The organism is Pseudomonas sp. LBUM1670 (genome assembly GCF_059695695.1).
The window spans coordinates 4,370,227-4,387,884 of the sequence record NZ_CP166783.1 but is presented as its reverse complement, the minus strand read 5'-3'; the positions used below and the strand labels follow the sequence as shown (position 1 = coordinate 4,387,884).

At 60.1% G+C, this 17,658-nt stretch carries 19 protein-coding genes; 10 read left to right on the top strand and 9 right to left on the bottom strand.

Translation table 11 applies throughout. From position 1 onward, the window contains the following. Positions 1 to 35 precede the first annotated feature (35 nt). On the top strand, positions 36 to 1,388 hold the full coding sequence (locus ACA073_RS19950; RefSeq protein WP_214378087.1) for a GntP family permease: 1,353 nt from the start codon (positions 36 to 38) through the stop codon (positions 1,386 to 1,388). Positions 1,389 to 1,507: 119 nt separating this feature from the next. Here the strand turns inward: ACA073_RS19950 and alaC are convergent, their stop codons facing one another. Further along, positions 1,508 to 2,725 carry an alanine transaminase gene (gene alaC, locus ACA073_RS19945; RefSeq protein ID WP_497398888.1) on the bottom strand — a complete coding sequence of 406 codons (1,218 nt, stop codon included), beginning with the start codon at positions 2,723 to 2,725 and terminating at the stop codon, positions 1,508 to 1,510. A 139-nt stretch (positions 2,726 to 2,864) separates the two neighbouring features. Between alaC and ACA073_RS19940 the strand changes: the two genes are divergently transcribed. The 3 genes from ACA073_RS19940 to ACA073_RS19930 all read left to right on the top strand — a co-directional run bounded on the left by ACA073_RS19940 (position 2,865) and on the right by ACA073_RS19930 (position 4,886). Continuing rightward, positions 2,865 to 3,527 (top strand): LysE family translocator, encoded by a 663-nt coding sequence (locus ACA073_RS19940; protein ID WP_497398886.1) that lies wholly within the window; start codon positions 2,865 to 2,867, stop codon positions 3,525 to 3,527. 68 nt (positions 3,528 to 3,595) lie between these two features. Further along, complete coding sequence (locus ACA073_RS19935; RefSeq protein ID WP_497398884.1) at positions 3,596 to 4,081, top strand: GyrI-like domain-containing protein; 486 nt, start codon at positions 3,596 to 3,598, stop codon at positions 4,079 to 4,081. Between the two features lie 316 nt (positions 4,082 to 4,397). After that, positions 4,398 to 4,886, top strand: coding sequence for a GNAT family N-acetyltransferase (locus ACA073_RS19930; RefSeq protein WP_497398882.1), 489 nt, complete (start codon positions 4,398 to 4,400; stop codon positions 4,884 to 4,886). A gap of 150 nt (positions 4,887 to 5,036) precedes the next feature. Here ACA073_RS19930 and ACA073_RS19925 read toward each other — a convergent pair whose 3' ends face one another. Beyond that, entirely contained in the window at positions 5,037 to 5,522 is a 486-nt protein-coding gene (locus ACA073_RS19925) for a GNAT family N-acetyltransferase (RefSeq protein WP_497398880.1), read from the bottom strand. A gap of 141 nt (positions 5,523 to 5,663) precedes the next feature. Here ACA073_RS19925 and ACA073_RS19920 point away from each other — a divergent pair, with 141 nt between their 5' ends. From ACA073_RS19920 to ACA073_RS19910, 3 genes are all read left to right on the top strand, one after another. Then, a complete protein-coding gene (locus ACA073_RS19920) occupies positions 5,664 to 6,089 on the top strand; it encodes a YybH family protein (RefSeq protein ID WP_497398878.1) in 426 nt (141 codons plus the stop codon). Between the two features lie 66 nt (positions 6,090 to 6,155). Then, positions 6,156 to 6,500 (top strand): YciI family protein, encoded by a 345-nt coding sequence (locus tag ACA073_RS19915; RefSeq protein WP_461953595.1) that lies wholly within the window; start codon positions 6,156 to 6,158, stop codon positions 6,498 to 6,500. Between the two features lie 57 nt (positions 6,501 to 6,557). After that, positions 6,558 to 7,793 (top strand): RNA polymerase sigma factor, encoded by a 1,236-nt coding sequence (locus ACA073_RS19910; protein ID WP_497398876.1) that lies wholly within the window; start codon positions 6,558 to 6,560, stop codon positions 7,791 to 7,793. Positions 7,794 to 7,903: 110 nt separating this feature from the next. Here the strand turns inward: ACA073_RS19910 and ACA073_RS19905 are convergent, their stop codons facing one another. Further along, complete coding sequence (locus ACA073_RS19905) at positions 7,904 to 8,758, bottom strand: LysR family transcriptional regulator (protein ID WP_497398874.1); 855 nt, start codon at positions 8,756 to 8,758, stop codon at positions 7,904 to 7,906. An 89-nt stretch (positions 8,759 to 8,847) separates the two neighbouring features. On the opposite strand from ACA073_RS19905, the gene ACA073_RS19900 reads away from it, so the two are divergent. Next, on the top strand, positions 8,848 to 9,285 hold the full coding sequence (locus tag ACA073_RS19900; protein WP_497398872.1) for a multidrug/biocide efflux PACE transporter: 438 nt from the start codon (positions 8,848 to 8,850) through the stop codon (positions 9,283 to 9,285). 147 nt (positions 9,286 to 9,432) lie between these two features. On the opposite strand, the gene ACA073_RS19895 is transcribed toward ACA073_RS19900, so the two are convergent. Both ACA073_RS19895 and ACA073_RS19890 read right to left on the bottom strand, forming a co-directional pair. Continuing rightward, a complete protein-coding gene (locus ACA073_RS19895) occupies positions 9,433 to 11,046 on the bottom strand; it encodes an inorganic phosphate transporter (RefSeq protein WP_497398870.1) in 1,614 nt (537 codons plus the stop codon). 204 nt (positions 11,047 to 11,250) lie between these two features. Then, entirely contained in the window at positions 11,251 to 12,273 is a 1,023-nt protein-coding gene (locus ACA073_RS19890) for a transporter (protein WP_497398868.1), read from the bottom strand. Between the two features lie 364 nt (positions 12,274 to 12,637). Here ACA073_RS19890 and ACA073_RS19885 point away from each other — a divergent pair, with 364 nt between their 5' ends. Further along, positions 12,638 to 14,263 carry a methyl-accepting chemotaxis protein gene (locus ACA073_RS19885; protein WP_497398866.1) on the top strand — a complete coding sequence of 542 codons (1,626 nt, stop codon included), beginning with the start codon at positions 12,638 to 12,640 and terminating at the stop codon, positions 14,261 to 14,263. Positions 14,264 to 14,326: 63 nt separating this feature from the next. Here ACA073_RS19885 and ACA073_RS19880 read toward each other — a convergent pair whose 3' ends face one another. Both ACA073_RS19880 and ACA073_RS19875 read right to left on the bottom strand, forming a co-directional pair. After that, on the bottom strand, positions 14,327 to 14,635 hold the full coding sequence (locus tag ACA073_RS19880; protein WP_497398864.1) for a PepSY domain-containing protein: 309 nt from the start codon (positions 14,633 to 14,635) through the stop codon (positions 14,327 to 14,329). A 181-nt stretch (positions 14,636 to 14,816) separates the two neighbouring features. Beyond that, the gene (locus ACA073_RS19875; RefSeq protein WP_497398862.1) at positions 14,817 to 15,944 is read right to left on the bottom strand and encodes a glycerophosphodiester phosphodiesterase; all 1,128 of its coding nucleotides are present in this window, start codon (positions 15,942 to 15,944) and stop codon (positions 14,817 to 14,819) included. A 223-nt stretch (positions 15,945 to 16,167) separates the two neighbouring features. Between ACA073_RS19875 and ACA073_RS19870 the strand changes: the two genes are divergently transcribed. Next, entirely contained in the window at positions 16,168 to 16,494 is a 327-nt protein-coding gene (locus ACA073_RS19870; protein ID WP_497398860.1) for a DUF2025 family protein, read from the top strand. Positions 16,495 to 16,616: 122 nt separating this feature from the next. Here ACA073_RS19870 and ACA073_RS19865 read toward each other — a convergent pair whose 3' ends face one another. Then, positions 16,617 to 16,940: an antibiotic biosynthesis monooxygenase family protein gene (locus tag ACA073_RS19865; RefSeq protein WP_497398858.1), complete on the bottom strand. Its 324-nt coding sequence runs from the start codon at positions 16,938 to 16,940 to the stop codon at positions 16,617 to 16,619. Continuing rightward, positions 16,937 to 17,644, bottom strand: a complete 708-nt coding sequence (locus ACA073_RS19860) for a CTP synthase C-terminal region-related (seleno)protein (protein WP_497398856.1) — start codon at positions 17,642 to 17,644, stop codon at positions 16,937 to 16,939. Before ACA073_RS19860 ends, ACA073_RS19865 begins: the two co-directional genes overlap by 4 nt. Positions 17,645 to 17,658 lie beyond the last annotated feature (14 nt).

Below are 17,658 nucleotides of genomic sequence, written 5' to 3'. Positions count from 1 at the left end.
GCTTTAATAACAACAACAACCAGGAGACACCCCTAATGTTTGGCATGTCCCACGAGACGTTCCTGTTGCTCGATGCAGTGGTCACGGTGATCGGGCTTATTGTCCTGATCACCAAGTTCAAGTTTCACCCGTTCATTGCCCTGATCATCGCCGCAGCCTTTCTCGGGCTGACTTCCGGCATGCCGATCGGCACCATCATCAAAGCGTTCCAGGACGGCTTCGGTGGGGTGCTCGGTTTCGTCGGGATCATCCTGGCGCTGGGCACCATGCTCGGCAAAATGATGGCCGAGTCGGGCGGGGCGGATCAGATTGCCCAGACCCTGATTCGTGCGTTCGGTAAGGACAAGGTGCAGTGGGCGATGATGTTCGCCGCGTTCCTGGTCGGCATTCCGCTGTTCTTCGAAATCGGTTTCGTGCTGCTGATCCCGCTGGTGTTCATCGTCGCCCGGCGTACCGGCGTGTCGATCATCAAGATCGGTATCCCGCTGCTGGCCGGTCTGTCTGCCGTACACGGTCTGGTGCCGCCGCACCCGGGCCCGTTGCTGGCCATCGGCGTGTTCGGTGCCGACATCGGTAAAACCATTCTCTACGGCCTGATCGTTGCGCTGCCGACGGCCATTATCGCCGGCCCGATCTACGGCACCTTCATTGCCAAGTACATTCCCGGTCATCCGAATCAGGAACTGGTGGATCAACTGGCGCGTGAGAACGATTCTGCCGATCTCCCGAGCTTCGCGATCACCTTGATCACCGTGCTATCGCCGGTGTTCCTGATGCTGCTCAAGACCTTTGCTGATGTGGTGCTGCCGGACGGCAATTTCTTCCGCACCTTCATGGACCTGATCGGTCACCCGATCTCGGCACTGCTGCTGGCATTGCTGCTGTCGCTGTACACCTTCGGTTACAAGCAGGGCATTGGTTCCAACCAGATGCTCAAGTGGCTGGACGCGAGCCTCGCGCCGACCGCCGCGATCATCCTGATCATCGGTGCTGGTGGTGGCTTCAAGCAGATGCTGGTGACCAGCGGCGTTGGTAATGTCATCGGCAACATGGCGGTGGCCGCGCAAATTTCGCCGATCCTGCTGGCTTGGCTGGTGGCGGCGGTGATCCGTATCGCGACCGGTTCCGCGACCGTGGCGACCATTACCGGCGCAGGCATTGTGGTGCCGGTGGTGGGGATGATGCCGGGTGTGAACCGTGAGTTGCTGGTGCTGGCCACCGGTGCCGGTTCGCTGATCCTGTCTCACGTCAACGACGCCGGTTTCTGGCTGGTGAAGCAGTACTTCAATATGACCGTGGCAGAAACCTTCAAGACCTGGACGGCGATGGAAACCATTCTGTCCGTCGTGGGCCTGGGCTTCATCCTGCTGCTGTCGTTGTTCGTTTAAGTAACACCGCAAAACCAAATGTGGGAGCGGGCTTGCTCGCGAAGGGGGCGTGTCAGTCAACGTTGATGTTGATTGACACACCGCATTCGCGAGCAAGCCCGCTCCCACAGTGTTATGTGTCAGGCGTTGGTTTTGCTGACTAACCCATCCGCCCGGAACATCCCGCGAATCCCGCGCACGGCCTGACGAATCCGGTCCTGGTTTTCGATCAGCGCGAAGCGCACATGATCATCCCCATACTCACCAAACCCCACGCCCGGTGACACGCACACCTTGGCTTCGGCCAGCAGTTTCTTGGCGAACTCCAGCGAACCCAGGTGCGCATACGCCTCGGGAATCTTCGCCCAGACATACATCGACGCTTTCGGGTTTTCCACCATCCAGCCCAATTCATGCAGGCCTTTGACCAGCACGTTGCGTCGCTGCCGGTACTGCTCGGCGATGTCTTTCACGCACTGCTGATCGCCTTCCAGCGCCGCAATCGCCGCAACTTGCAGCGGGGTGAAGGTGCCGTAGTCGTGGTAACTCTTGATCCGCGCCAGGGCGTTGACCAGTTCCGGGTTGCCGACCATGAAGCCGATCCGCCAGCCCGCCATGTTGTAGCTTTTGGACAGGGTGAAAAACTCCACCGCGATGTCCTTGGCGCCCGGAACCTGCATGATCGACGGGGCTTTCCAGCCGTCGTAAACGATGTCGGCGTAGGCCAGGTCATGCACCACCAGTACGTCGTACTGCTTGGCGAGGGCGATCACCCGCTCGAAGAAATCCAGCTCAACGCACTGCGCGGTCGGGTTGGACGGGAAGCCGAGGATCATCATTTTCGGTTTCGGAATCGAGCCGCGAATCGCCCGTTCCAGTTCAGCGAAGAAGTCCACGCCCGGAATCAGCGGCACCGAACGCACCTGGGCGCCGGCAATGACGGCACCGTAAATGTGAATCGGGTAGCTCGGGTTCGGCACCAGAACCGTGTCGCCCTGGTCCAGGGTGGCCAGCATCAAATGCGCCAGGCCTTCCTTGGAACCAATGGTCACGATGGCTTCGTTTTCAGGGTCGATATCGACCTCGTAGCGTTCCTTGTACCAGTTGGAAATCGCCCGGCGCAGACGCGGAATGCCCTTGGACGTGGAGTAACCGTGGGTGTCTTCGCGTTGGGCGACGGTGACGAGTTTTTCGACAATGTGCGGCGGCGTCGGGCCGTCGGGATTGCCCATGCTCAAGTCGATGATGTCTTCACCACGACGACGGGCGGCCATCTTCAGCTCGGCGGTGATGTTGAAAACGTAAGGGGGGAGTCGATCTATGCGCGCAAAGCGGCGCGGCGAACCTTGTTCGGCCATTGTTGCCTCGGATAACGTAAGCGCCCGGAACCGTCCGAGCGACGCTGGTCACTGCGGTGACCTGTGGCGGAATGTAAGGGCAGGTGTGGCAGACTGTCCAGCCTCAACGTAAACAATTTTTTCCGAAGGAAATCGGTCGATGGAATTTAGCAGTGGCTTCTTGCTGAGCCTTTCACTGTGCCTGGACATCGGCGTGGCCAATATCGCGATGATCACCCTGGCGATGCAGCGCGGCTATTTTCAAGGCTTTGCGCTGGGGTTGGGGACGTGCGTCGGTGACCTGGTTTACGCGGTGCTGGCGCTGGCCGGCATGACCGTTTTGCTGCAATACGAAACCGTGCGTTGGGTGCTGTGGATCGGCGGTTCGGCGTTGCTGGTGTACTTCGCGGCGAAGATGATTTATTCGGCGATTCACCACGAGGCGGTACTGGCCCAGGCCGCCGAAGTCGGTCAAAACTCCCACCGCAAAGAGTTTTTCCGTGGGATCTTTCTCGCCATGTCGTCACCCAGCGCCATTCTCTGGTTTGCCGCGGTGGGCGGCACACTGATCGCGCGTTCCGGTGGCGGTGGCACCCTCAGTTCGGCGCTGTTTCTCGGCGGTTTTCTCTGCGCCGGCGTGCTGTGGTGCGTAGGTCTGTGTTTCGCGGCGAGCCATGGCGGCAAGTTGCTGGGCGACAAACTGCTGCGTTACTCCTACATGGCATCGGCGGCGATCTTCTGCTATTTCGCGGTGTACGTGATTCTATCTGGCTATAACGAGTTTGTGGGCGCGGGCGCCGTCGAGGCGTTGCATGCACTGTAATTGGGCGAATCGGGTTTGAGTTCTATACTCCCAGCCGAACCCACTTTTTTCGTCTCAGGAGTTGAGTCATGGACGAGCAATCAGGCGTAAAACCGGCCGAGCCACGTTTCGAGCACGGGCACTTTCTGCTCATTGCAGGGCTTGGTGGTCGATTTACCCAGCAGACCACGCAAGGCATTCCCGAACTCTGGGAGAAATTCGTTCCCGAGATTGGCAAAATTCCCGGTCAAAAAAGCGAAGTAACCTACGGCATCTGCTGCAATCCGGATGGCAAGGGCGGCTTCGAATACATCGCCGGCGTCGAGATCGACAAACTCGACGACCTGCCCGAGAAGTACCGCTGGGTTGAGGTTCAACCCCAGCATTACGCGGTGTTCGAGCACAAAGGCTCGCTGGACCAGTTGCCCGCGACGTTTCAGTACATTTGGAAAACCTGGTTGCCGCAGTCCGGTAAAGAGGCGGCGGACGCCCCGGAATTCGAACGCTACAGCGAAGACTTCAACCCGAAGCTCAACACCGGCGTGCTGGAAATCTGGCTGCCGCTCAAGGCTTGATAACCCAGTCAGGAGGCGGACCCGTGCCCGCCTCTTGAATGTTATTTGCCTTGCTTCAACCGTCGTACCCGCAACAGGTCGATCGACAACGTGGCAAAGCCAAATGTGTTGATGCCCAACAGCATAAGAAGCCCGATCTGAACGCTGCTCATGGTGTGTTCCCTCGTTGACTGGAAGAGACAGGACACATCAATAATCTGAACCGAGGCGCAATGACAGCGCCTATACGCCGGCTTTACGGCGCCCGCGGTGATCGATATGAACTCCTTATTAATTTATGATCCCCAGCCTTTCCCTCGCTGATTCCTGACCCGCCATGAAAACCGTCATCCGCCACGTCCTCCCCATCGACCTGGACCGCTGTTTCGCCATCGAAACCGCTGCCTACGAAGGCGACGAAGCCGCCACCCGGGAAAAAATCGCCACCCGCATCGCCACCTGGCCTGAAGGTTTTATCGTCGCCGAAGTGGAAGGTGTTGTAGCCGGTTTCATCAACTCCGGGGCGGCGTTTCAGGTCGAGATGTCGGACGAAGCGTTCAAGGAACTGATCGGCCACGACCCGGCCGGCCCGCACGTGGTGATCATGTCGGTGGTGGTGCACCCGGAGTATCAGGGGCAGGGCCTGGCGAAACGTCTGATGGGCGAGTTCATCGAGCGGATGCGTGTATTGGGCAAGACCAGCATTAACCTGATGTGCAAGGAACGGCATATTCCGCTGTATGCCGGGTTCGGGTTTGTCTACGTCAAGCCTTCCGCGTCGGATCATGGCGGGATGGCTTGGCATGAGATGGTGTTGGCGTTGTAACCAAATTCCATCAAACACCGAAAACCTACGGTGGGAGCGGCGGTGCGGCGATCCGACTTGCTCGCGAATGCGGTGTATCAGTCACATGATGATATCGACTGACACACCGCATTCGCGAGCAAGCCCGCTCCCACATGTTATGTGGTCGACCTAAAAAACCAGTCCCATGCGCCGTTCGTAACCGATCCGGCCCTTATACGCTTCGCCGCTGTCGACCCAGCCGAACTTTGCATACAGCGCGATAGCCGCCTCGTTGTCCGCGTCCACCGACAACTCCAGCGCTTTTATTTCCGGAAACGCCTGACGCGCGACGTCGGGCAGGGCTTGCAAACAGGCCTTGCCATAACCTTTGCCCTGATGACGCTGGTCGACTTGCAACGCGTGCAGGGTGGCGCTGTGTTCATCGGCCCACGCGGGCAACGCCGGTGGGCGTTTGAGCAGCAGGAAGGCAACGGGCACCGCCTCGACCAGCAGGGCAAATCCTTTGACGCCGGGGCCGGGTTTGGACAACAAGGTGTGCAACGCACCGTGGATGTCGCCGGAGAACTTGATCTGTTCCTGGTGAACTTCGATGGCCTCGACCTGCTGGCGCTGGCGCGGGTTCAGGGTTTCGTAAGGCACGAGTCGGGTTGTCACTGGAGTGTCCTTTTTCCAACAGAAATGAGCGTCGGATTCTAGCGAGTTTGCGCCCATGGATTATTTTTAATTTGACTGTCGATCTGGCGTCTTGCCGGACGACTAAGGGTGTCTTCACAACAAAAACCACGGAGAACCACCATGACGGCGACACACGAAATCCAGACCCTGATCGACACCTATCGCCAGGCGGTCATCGCCAAGGATGTCGAAAAAATCATGGCCCTGTATGGCGATGACATCGTCTCCTACGACGCGGTCAAAGCCCTGCAAATCCGCGGCAAGGCCGCCTACCGCGCACATTGGCTGGAGTGCATGGAAATGTGCCAGGGCGCGCACACGTTTGACTTCGACCACATGAACATCGTGGCGGACGAGCACATCGCCTTCGCTCATTGGCTGGCTCACTGCGGCGGCACCAACGACAAGGGCGAAACCCAGGCCTGCTGGATGCGCGTGACCGCCTGCTACCGGCGCGAGGCCGGGCAATGGCGCATCGTTCACGAACACTGGTCGGCCCCGTTTGACATGCTGAGCGGCACCACGCTGTTCAACCTGGAACCCTGATCGTCGGGAAGCAGCGCCAAAACGCCAAACTGCGACCATAGTTGATCAGTTCGATCGGAGAGCCCCATGAAGTATTTATGCCTGGTCTATAGCAATGAACAGGAGTTGCACTCACTGCCCGAAAGCCCCCGGGACGCCGAGTGCATGGCCTACGCCGAATCGATCCAGGGCAGCGGCCGCATGCTCGCCGCCGAGGCGCTGGAATCGGTGCAGACCGCCACCACCGTGCGCATGCGCAACGGCAAGATGTCGATCACCGACGGCCCGTTCGCCGAAACCAAGGAGCAGTTGGCCGGCTTCTACCTGATCGACGCCAAAGACCTCAATGAAGCTCTCCAGGTCGCCGGAAACATTCCGGCGGCCCGGGTGGGTTGTGTCGAGGTGCGACCTGTTCGCGAGTTGAATCCCTGACGATCACAAGCAAGGAGATTCCATGGTAACGCTGGTGACCGTAGGCACGCAGGACTGATGCCCGGGGTGTCGGTCAAGGCTCGGGTCGAGCAGGTTTACCGCGAAGAGTCGCGGCGGATCCTGGCGACCCTGATCCGTTTGCTCGGCGATTTCGATCTCGCCGAAGAGGCCTTGCACGAGGCATTTTTTATCGCGGTCGAGCGCTGGCAGCGTGACGGTGTGCCGGACAACCCACGGGCGTGGCTGGTGTCCACCGGGCGCTTCAAGGCCATCGACGTGTTGCGTCGCCGTGCGCGGTTTGCCGCGTCCCGGCCGATGTTGATCGCTCAACTGGAGGCGCTGGAGCAGGCCGACTGGAGTGACGAAGACGTGGAAGACGATCGCTTGCGCCTGATCTTCACTTGCTGTCACCCGGCACTGGCGGCGGATGCTCAAGTGCCGCTGACATTGCGCGAAGTCTGCGACCTGACCACCGAAGAAATCGCCCGGGCGTTTCTCTCGGCACCGGCGACCATTGCCCAGCGCATCGTGCGGGCCAAAGCGAAAATCCGCGACGCGAAAATCCCCTATCAAGTACCGACCCTGGCGGAATTGCCCGAGCGACTCGACAGCGTGCTGCGGGTGATTTACCTGGTGTTCAACGAAGGTTACTCGGCGTCCGTCGGCACCGAGCTGACTCGGGAAGACTTGACCCGCGAGGCGATCCGTCTCGGGCGTTTGCTGATGGAATTACTGCCAGAGCCCGAAGTAATGGGCCTGCTGGCGTTGATGCTGCTGCACGAGTCACGGCGTCCGGCGCGTACGTCGCCAAGTGGTGAGCTGATCCTGCTGGATGAGCAGGACCGTTCACTGTGGGACGCCGGGTTGATGGCCGAAGGTTGCGCGCTGATCGAGCGGGCACTGAGTACGCGACGGTTCGGACCTTACTGCCTGCAAGCGGCGATTGCGGCGGTGCATGCCGAAGCGCCGACGGCGGGGGAGACCGACTGGCTGCAGATTGTGGGGCTGTATGACGTGCTGTTGGCGGCCGTGCCTTCGCCGGTGATCGAGTTGAACCGTGCGGCGGCGATCTCCAGACGGGATGGGCCGCTGGCGGGGTTGACGTTGATTGAAGGAATACTTGCACGCGGGGAATTGCTGGATTACCACTTGGCGCATTCGGCGCGGGCGGAGTTTTGTCGGCAGTTGGGACGGGTGGACGAGGCGCGGGCGGCGTTTGAGCGGGCGCTGGAATTGACGCAGCAGGTGCCGGAGCGGCGGTTTATCGAGGCTCGGATCAGGGCGTTAAAGTGATGTGATCTGGCGGGCCTCTTCGCGAGCAAGCCCGCTCCCACATTGACCGAGTCCTTCCTGGATGAACCGGATCAAACGTGGGAGCGGGCTTGCTCGCGAATGCCTCACCGCTATTCCAGCATCTTGCCCAACAACCAGCTCCCCGCCGGCCCCGGCGGATGCAGCCGCGACCACAGCGCATCGACGAACAACGGTTTCGGCCACCCGCGCACATTCAACTCCTGCAACGTCCCGGCGCCAAACCGCCCCACCAGCCATCGCGGCAACGGTGCCCAACCGAAGCCGCCCTGAGCCATTTCCAGCAGCATCAAATAACTCGGTGCCGACCAGACGCGCCCCTTGGCGCGGCTTTCATACGGATTGACGATCGTCGCCAGACGCAACTCCCGGTGCTGTTGCAAGATTTCCTGATCGACGCCCGCCAGTGCCGCCAACGGATGCTCGCGGGACACGAACAAGGCAATTTCCGTACGCTCTGCCACCGTCGAGCTGACCAGATCCGGCGGGTAGCTTTCTTGCTGCTCGGCGAACGCCACATGCGCGCGACCGCTTTGCACCAGCGCCACCAGGTCATCGCATTCGGCGATCAGGCATTCGAGTTCCAGGTCCGGGTATCGCTGTTCGAACGCACTGAGTGCTGCTTCGAAGCGGTCGGATTGATAGGTGTCGGAAATCGCCACGGTCAGCTTCGGTTCAACCCCCTGAGCCAACTGGCTGGCGGTCATTTCCAGACGGCTGGTCGCCGCGAGGATTTCCTCGGCCCGCTGCAACATCACATGTCCGGCCGGAGTGAGGGTCGGCTTGCGGCTGCTGCGATCGAACAGGATCAGATCCAGATCAATCTCCAGGCTCGCCACCGCCGCGCTGATGGTCGACTGACTGCGGCCGAGTTTGCGCGCCGCTGCGGAAAACGAGCCTTGGGTCGCCGCTTGCACAAATGCCTGCAACACTTCCTGGGAGGCCATGAACTATCGCCTTGGTCGATGGTTATTGGTTTTGAAGTATCGGTGTGAGGATGGATCATGGCAACCACAGTCACTCAGGAGTTCTGCTCATGAACATCCAAAAATCCATTACTGAACGTATTTTTCAGGCCATCGGCTTCGAGCTGCTGGCCATCGTGATCTGCACCCCGTTGCTGGCGTGGATCATGGACAAACCGATGCTCGACATGGGCGTCGTCACGGTGGTGATCGCGGCGTTGGCGCTGGCCTGGAACGTGGTGTTCAACGGGATTTTCGATCGCCTGCTTGAGCGTTTCGACCTGGAGCGCAACGCTTGGCTGCGAGTGGTCCATGCGCTGCTGTTTGAAGGCGGACTGGTGGCGGTTGGCGTACCGCTGATTGCCTGGTGGCTGAAGGTCAGCCTGTGGCAGGCGTTCCTGCTGGATATCGGTGTGTTGCTGTTTTTCCTGCCGTACACCTACGTTTACCACTGGGCGTATGACGTGGTGCGGGAGCGGGTCCTCATGCGCCAGGCTTGTGAAGGATAAAAGCCAAAGATCGCAGCATAACGCCCCCTGTAGGAGCGAGCTTGCTCGCGATGGATTTCAGGGCGACGCGTGCATCCAGAGAATACGCGTTATCGTTGGCGTCCATCGCGAGCAAGCTCGCTCCTACAGGGGGGCGGGCTGCGCGGGTTAGAAGATTTGGGTGAACAGCCAGTACAGACTGCCCGACAGCAAAATCGCCGCCGGCAAGGTCAACACCCAGGCCATCAGCAAATTGCGGATGGTCTTCATCTGCAAACCGCCGCCGTTGGCAACCATGGTCCCGGCCACACCCGAAGACAGCACATGAGTGGTCGACACCGGCAATCCGAACATGTCCGCCGCGCCGATGGTCAGCATGGCCACGGTTTCCGCCGAGGCACCCTGGGCGTAAGTCAGGTGGGTCTTGCCGATTTTCTCGCCGACCGTCACCACGATGCGTTTCCATCCGACCATGGTGCCCAGGCCCAGCGCAATCGCCACCGCGATTTTCACCCACAGCGGGATAAACCGCGTGGCGTTGTCGATTTGCTGCTTGAACAATTGCAACTTGCCGGTGGTGTCGGCGTCGAAGTTGCCGACCTTGTTCTTGTCCATCAGGCGAATGGTTTCGCTGGTCAGGTACATGTCGTTACGCACGTTGCCCATGGCCTCGGCCGGGACTTTCGCCAGCGAACCGTAGCCCTTCACTTCATTGCCGATGTTGCCGGCCAGCGCGGCGAGGGCGGGGATCAGTTGCGGCGTGGCTTCCTTGCTGCGCATGTATTCGGAGAGCACCGGACGCGGATCGGCCGGCGCCGGCAGCGAGGTTGTTTTCATCAGCGCCTGCTGGGTGACTTCGGCCACGGCGGCGAATTGCAGCGACTGATCCGCCGGCATGGTGCGGTTCAGCGCGTAGGCCATCGGCAGGGTGCCCACCAGGATCAGCATGATCAGGCCCATGCCTTTCTGCCCGTCGTTGGAGCCGTGGGCGAAAGACACGCCGGTGCAGGTCAGGATCAACATGCCGCGAATCCACCACGGTGGCGGGGTGTTGCCTTCGGGCTCTTTGTACAGCGCACGGTTCTTGACGAAGGCGCGCAGGGCCAGCAGCAACAACGCGGCGCAGCCGAAGCCGACCAGTGGCGAGAGCAGCAGCGCATAACCGACCTTGGTCGCTTGCGCCCAGTCCACGCCGCTGGTGCCGTCACGCCCGTGCATCAAGGCATTGGCGATGCCGACACCGATGATCGAACCGATCAGGGTGTGCGACGAAGACGCCGGCAAACCCAGCCACCACGTGCCGAGGTTCCACAGAATCGCCGCGATCAGCAGGGCGAAAATCATCGCGAAACCGGCGGACGACCCGACTTGCAAAATCAGCTCCACCGGCAGCAGGGCGATGATGCCGAACGCTACCGCGCCGCTCGACAGCAGCACGCCGAGGAAGTTGAAGAACCCGGACCAGACCACCGCAAAGTTCGGCGGCAGGGAGTTGGTGTAAATCACCGTGGCCACTGCGTTGGCGGTGTCATGGAAACCGTTGACGAACTCAAAGCCCAGCGCGATCAGCAGCGCCACGCCCAGCAGCAGAAACGGCGTCCAGGTGGTGACCACCGTGCCGAGTTCGTTCATGTCGTGCATCAGGCTGTATGCCGTGAACAACAGCCCGATGGCCAGCACGGCGAAGAAAATCACAATGGTCAGCAGGCCGGGTTTTTTATCGAACTGCGGCTTCGCGCTGCGGGCGGACGCCTGGGCGGCGGTGTAGGAAGGAGTAGCCATAACGGACAATCCTGAGGGGGGAGGGAGTGTCAGTCATGATCATTGCCAAATGTTACAGAGAGGCTGCGCTAAATCAGTGTTTGAGTTTTTTGAACCCAACACAGTCCCCTGTAGGAGCGAGCTTGCTCGCGATGGTCGTGAACGATAACGCGTAAAATCAGATATCCAGCGGCGCCCTCAGGTTTTTCGCGAGCAAGCTCGCTCCTACAGATCCTGGCGCTTACGAAACGCCCAACGCCCCGCAATCACGGTAAACGTCGCCACCAATGCCACCAGAATCCAGAACCCTTCCGGATCCTCGGATAGCGGCACCCCACCCACGTTCATACCAAAGAAACCGGCAATGATGTTGATCGGCAACGCCAGCACCGTCACCACCGTCAGGGTGAACAGCGTGCGGTTGCTCTGTTCGTTGAGGTTGGCGGCAATCTCTTCCTGCAACAGTTTGATCCGTTCACCCAGCGCCGTGAGGTCGTTGATGATCAGCGCAAACTCCTCGGTGGACTTGCGCAGCTCCTTCACGTCTTCCTTTTGCAACCACTGCGGCGGACGGTTGAGCAGGCGCAGCAACGAGCCCGGTTCCAGCGCCAGCAATCGTTGCAGGCGCACCAGCACCCGGCGATTGGCGCCCAGCTCCGCGCGGTTGGTCGAGAGCCGCGAGGACAGCAACTCATCTTCGATCTGATCGACACTGAGGCTGGTCTTGCGCACGATCTGCGTCAGCACTTCACCCTGGTCGCGCAGCAAATGCACCAGCAATTCCAGCGGCGAGCGAAAGCGTTCACCGGCCTTCACCGACGAACGCAACTTGTCCACCGAGTGCAGCGGTTGCAGGCGCGCGCTGATGATCAGCCGGCTGCGGGCGCACACCCACAGCGTCGACACATCCGAGGAGACCATGCTGCTGAGGTTGAATACCACGTCGTTGACCACCGCCAGCAACGCCGAATCGACATGCTCGATGCGCGTCGAACGCGAGCCTTCATGTAGGGCTTCGAAAAACTCGTCGGGCAATTCCAGATGACTTTTCATCCAGCGCTCGCACGCGGCGTGGGCGAGGTTCAAGTGCAGCCAGAGAAATTCGTCGCTGTCGTCCGATTGCTGCAGGCACCGCAATGCCATGGCCGAATCGATCTCGCGACCGCGTTCGCCGGGGCGAAAACTGAAACCGTACAGCAGACCGAACAGGTCCGGGTCGCGATGGCTTTGGTCGATGCTGTGGTTCATGAAGTCTCGCAAGGGGAGTGACTCTCGTAGGAGCGAGCTTGCTCGCGATGAACGCAAGGGCACCGCGTTCATCCTGCTACGCCCCGTTTTCGTTAACGACCATCGTCGGAACGCCGCCCGGAGCAAGCTCGCTCCTACAGGCCGCATCATCGCAAGGCGTGATGACATTTTTGTGACGATTTGGTAACGCAAACGTTTGCGTTGCTGTTGGTCGGATTATCTTCAAGAAGCGCTCTGGAACGCCGATCACGCTTAGGTTAAGTTGCGCGCCTTCGACCACCGGCCCACGCCGCAGACAGGGATGTCCGGATTACTTTCACGCCTCACACCGGGCGTGCCTCATTCCTGTCATGAGTACTTGCCGATGTTTTTGCAAAAGTCATTGAGAGCGCAAATTCTCGCTCTGCTGAGCGGCAGTCTGTTTGCGATGCTGTTGATCGCTTTGGCCTGTTTTCACTTTCTGTCCAGCGGCGTTCAGAGCTACGCGAATCTGATTGAAGGGCCGCTGCACACTTCACAATTGATCGATGAAGCCAACTTGCAATTCAAGGTGCAGGTCCAGGAATGGAAGAACGTCCTGCTGCGCGGCAAGCAACCGGCGGACCTGGACAAATACTGGAAGCAATTCGAAGACCGTCAGCGCGAAGTGCAGGGCATCCTCGGCGAACTGGCCGGGCAGAAGGGCATCGAGCCGCAACTCAAGACCCGCATCGAGCGTCTGCGTGACGAACACCGCGTGTTAGGCGCGGCCTACCAGAAGGGCCGTGATGCCTACGTGGCGGCCGGTGCCGATTCAACCGCGGGCGACACGGCGGTCAAGGGCGTGGACCGGGCGACCAGTGATCAACTGAGCGAACTGGTCAGTGAATTGCGCAAACAGGGTGCCGAACAGTCGAAGCTGATCAGCGCCAGCGCCGATCGCACTGTGTTGCTGGGGATCATCGTGATGCTCGCTTCAGGTCTGTTGATCGGCCTGTTCAGCTTGTGGCTGGTCAACCGCAATCTGGTCGAGCCGATTCGCAAACTGATCGACTACGTGGCGCAACTCAGCCAGGGCAAGTTTGCCGACCGCGTGGCCAGCACCCGCCAGGATGAGCTGGGCAAACTGGCGACCGCGGCCAACACGCTGCGCGATTTCCTCGCCGACACCTTCAGCCGCCTGCAGGTCAGTGCCAAGGATCTGGACGGCGCCAGCGGTGAGCTGAAAGCGATCGCCGGCCTCATGGCCAGCGGCACCAACGAGCAGTTCAACCGCACCGACCAGGTGGCCACGGCGATGAACGAAATGTCCGCCACCGCGCAGGAAGTCGCGCGCCACGCCGCCGATGCCGCGCGTGCGGCGGATGACGCCGACCAGTCCGCCCAGCAAGGCGAAAAAGTCATGCAGGGCACCATCCACACCATCACCCGTATGCGCGGCGAAATCGCCAACACCGCGACGGTCATTCGACAGCTGGAAACCGACAGCGGCCGCATCGGCAAAGTGCTGGAAGTGATTCGCGGCATCGCCGAGCAGACCAATTTGCTGGCGCTCAACGCGGCTATCGAAGCCGCCCGTGCCGGTGAAGCCGGGCGCGGTTTCGCGGTGGTGGCCGATGAAGTGCGCAGCCTGGCCCAGCGCACGGCGGCGTCGATCATCGAGATCAACCAGATCATCCAGACCGTGCAAACCGGTGCGGTGGACGCGGCCCAGGCGATAGAAAGCGGTCAGTCGCGCAGTGAAGAAAGCGTCGAGCAAGTGACTCAGGCCGGTGCCATGCTGGAGCGCATCACCCACGCGGTGGAAGCCATCCGCGACATGAACCGCCAGATCGCCACCGCTGCCGAAGAGCAGACCTCGGTCGCCGAAGACATCTCGCGCAACCTCACCGAAATCACCAGCATCGCCAGTACCAACCTGGACAACGTGCAGCGCACCGAAGCCGCCAGCCACAACCTGCACGGGTTGTCGGGGCAGTTGAATGAAGTGACGGCGCGTTTGAGCGCATAAGGCGTCACCGGAACGCAAAAAAGCCGCACGATCCGAAAATCGTGCGGCTTTGTTGTGTGTGTATCAGTCGTCTTGCTTGTTTTTCAGGACTTCGCCGGTGGCGGCGTTCAAGTCCACGTCCCATTCAACGCCTTTGGCGTCTTTGAGTTCAACTTCGTACTCGTAGATGGTGGAGTGTTTGTCGAGGTCGCTGTCGGTGATCGTGGCACCGGGGTGCAAGTCCAGCACGATTTTGTTCAGCGTTTCCAGCGACTTGATCTTGCCGTCTTTGACCAACTGCGGGATCTGATCGACGGGAACATCAGCCGCCTGGGCCAGGCCTGCGGTGAGGGTCAGGGCGGCAGCGGTGAACAGGGCAGTCAAAGTCATCATGAAGTTCTTTCCTTGGGTGAGCCGTTTAAGTGGGGCCAGATTAAATGTGGCAACTTAATTCAGGCTTAATTCCCGGGACCGCGTCGTTTGCAAAGGCTTCGCGAGCAAGCCCGCTCCCACATGTTCTGCATCAATCCTGTGGGAGCGGGCTTGCTCGCGAAGGGTGCGCCACGGTTTTGGATCAATAACCGTTGTTTGTCAGCAGCTGCGCCACACTCGCCGCCGCCGGGCGTTTGTAGAACTTGAGCAGCTCGCTGGCGCGGTTGGTGAAGATCCCATCGACCCCGGCGTCCATGACTTTCTGGTAATCCACCGCATCATCGACGGTGTAGACGTGCACCAACAAACCCTGATCGTGGGTGTACTGGTTCATCCACGGTTTCACCAGGTCCGAGTAGCTCTGATCGCCGCCCTTGGTCAGTGCTGCTGAAGGCCCGGTGCCGATCGCACCCTGAGCCTTGGCGTACTCGACCCATTGCTGGAATTCGGCCTTGTCCTTCGGTTCCTGTTTGGCGTAGTACGTGGCTTTATCCTTGTCGCCAGACTCGGCGAACGTCACTTTGGACTTCGGCTCGATGCTGCCTTCGCCGACCCACAGCAACAGAATCTTCGGCACCTGCGGCATTTCTTTTTCCAGCAGTTCGAGGCTGCTCTTCTCGAAGGTTTGCAGCACCACCTTGCCTTTGCCCTGGCCGACCGCCAGATTGCTTTTCGCCAGTTTGGAACCGGCCGGACTCAGCCAGCCGCGATCCTGCAATTTATCCTTGAGGTCGCGCTCGATGCCGGGAAATTGCTTGGGTTCTTTGGTTTCGATGTACAGGCCGGGCTTGTGCAGCGGAGTGCCTTGGGCGATGTCGATGATTTCGTCGAGGGTCAGGATTTTCAGACCCGCGTAGGAAGGACGCGCGCGATCCGGGTACGCGGTGTTGAACCAGCTGCCGGCATCGAGGGTTTTCAGCTCGGCGATCGTGAACGCGTTGGCCGGGCTGTCCTTGCGCTCAGGGAATTTGCTGGCGACGTCGGTGGTGCGTTGCAGGTTGTTGTCGTGCAGGGCAAACAGCACGCCGTCCTTGCTGCGTTGCAGGTCCAGTTCCAGGTAGTCGGCACCCAGATCGCGCGCCAGTTTGTAGGCCGCGGCGGTGGATTCCGGTGCATCGAAGGAGGCGCCACGGTGGGCAATCACCGCCGGGTGCGGGATGCCCGAGCGTGTTGCCAGTGAGGCCGGGCCTGGCTCGCTGGCGGCCTGCGCCTGGCCGAGGCCGAGCAGCACGCTCAGCAGCAGAGCGCTCTTGGTGAAAGTAACAGTCATGGTCGAGATCCTTTCGCAGAGTGTTTTCTAAGACGTCCACTTTTAACAACTGAGCGCCGCTTGCGCTATCGCGAGACCGACATAAACGTGTTTAAAGCAGATTTTTTCAGCGCTTTTGTGCGGCTCTTTGCAGTACTCTTGGCTCCGGCAATTTCCCCGGCAGAGGGAACGCCTTTCATCTTGCCCTGCGTGTAAACCATCGATCACTTGTGTGAGGTTTATCATGCGCATCACTTCCCAGCTCATCTGCCAGGCCGCCGACCAGCTCAAAGGTTTCGTCGGCCTCAATCGCAAAACCGGCCAGTACATCGTGCGTTTCAGCGAAGATTCCTTCGGCATGGACGTGGCGGATGACGGCATTATCCCTGCGAGTGAATTTGTCTGGGCGCCGGGGCCGGAGCAGGCCATGACGCTTAAGCGCGAGTTGATTCAGTTGTTGCTGGATCAGCACATTGATGACCGGATCAATATTACCGAGCCGTTGCGGGTGTATATGAATCGGCGGGAAGTGCCGGAGATTTCGGCGGTGCGCAGTCTTGTACAGAGTTGAGATTTGCAGTGTTTGTGCCGGCCTCTTCGCGAGCAAGCCCGCTCCCACAGGTTTTGTGAACGACACATATCCTCTGTGGGAGCGGGCTTGCTCGCGAAGGCGGCCTAAAGAACACCACACATCTACTGCTGAAACCCATAGGCCCGCTCAACCCTGCACACCCGCGTATGACACGCCGAATACCAGGTCGAACGCCCACGCTCACGAATCGCGCTGTGCTCGGGATGATGTTTCCACGCCAGAATCGCCGCCTCACTGGCCCAATAGGACACCGTCATCCCGAGCCCATCCTCGCCCCGCGCCGATTCGATCCCAAGAAACCCCGGTTGCTCACGCGCCAGTTCAACCATGCGCTCGGCGGCCTCGGCGTACCCCTGATCGCCCTCGGTGCGCAGGGAAGTGAAAATCACCGCGTAGTAAGGCGGTTCCGGTGTCTGGGCAATCATGATTTTTGCCTCACACACGCCTTGATCAATGCACTAACCAGCGGCGGCAACAGACCTTTGAGCGCCGCGCGTTCCGGTTGAAACAGCGTGGCGACAAAGAACGGATGCCCATGCAATTCCACCGCTCGCAAGTCCCCTGATGAATCGTGCCCGACAGCGCACAGCTGTTGGCTCAATAACGCCCGTTCAAACTCGGGATTCACACCGTAACGGCAGCGATAACCTTCACGAATCTCGGCGCTTTCATACGCCCTGGCGATCAACGAGCCTTCAACCAGATGAATGCTGTCGATGACTTCCACCCGCTCACAGGTCAGCGGCGTGAGCAGCGCTCGCGTCGCATCGGGTGATTTCTCGCCGTGCTCGGCATCTTGCCAACCCAGAACATTGCGGGCGTATTCGAGTACGGCGTGTTGAAACCCGCCGCAGGTGCCGAGGAAAGGTCGCCGTTGTTCGCGGGCAAAACGGATCGCTCGCAACGCGCCGTCCATGTCGCGGTAAGGGCTGGCCGGCACACACCAGAAACCGTCGAAGTCTTCCAGCGGCGTGTCGTCGTTGATGCGGTCGGTGGCCAGCCACTGGAACTGCACGTCCAGTCCGGTGTGTTCGGCAGCCATGCCGAGGGCGACGGGGATCGCCTGGTGGGCGGTGACTTGCGGGTCGTGATCGCCGATCAGGGCGATGCGGATGGCGGTGTTTTCCATGAGTGCTCTCGACG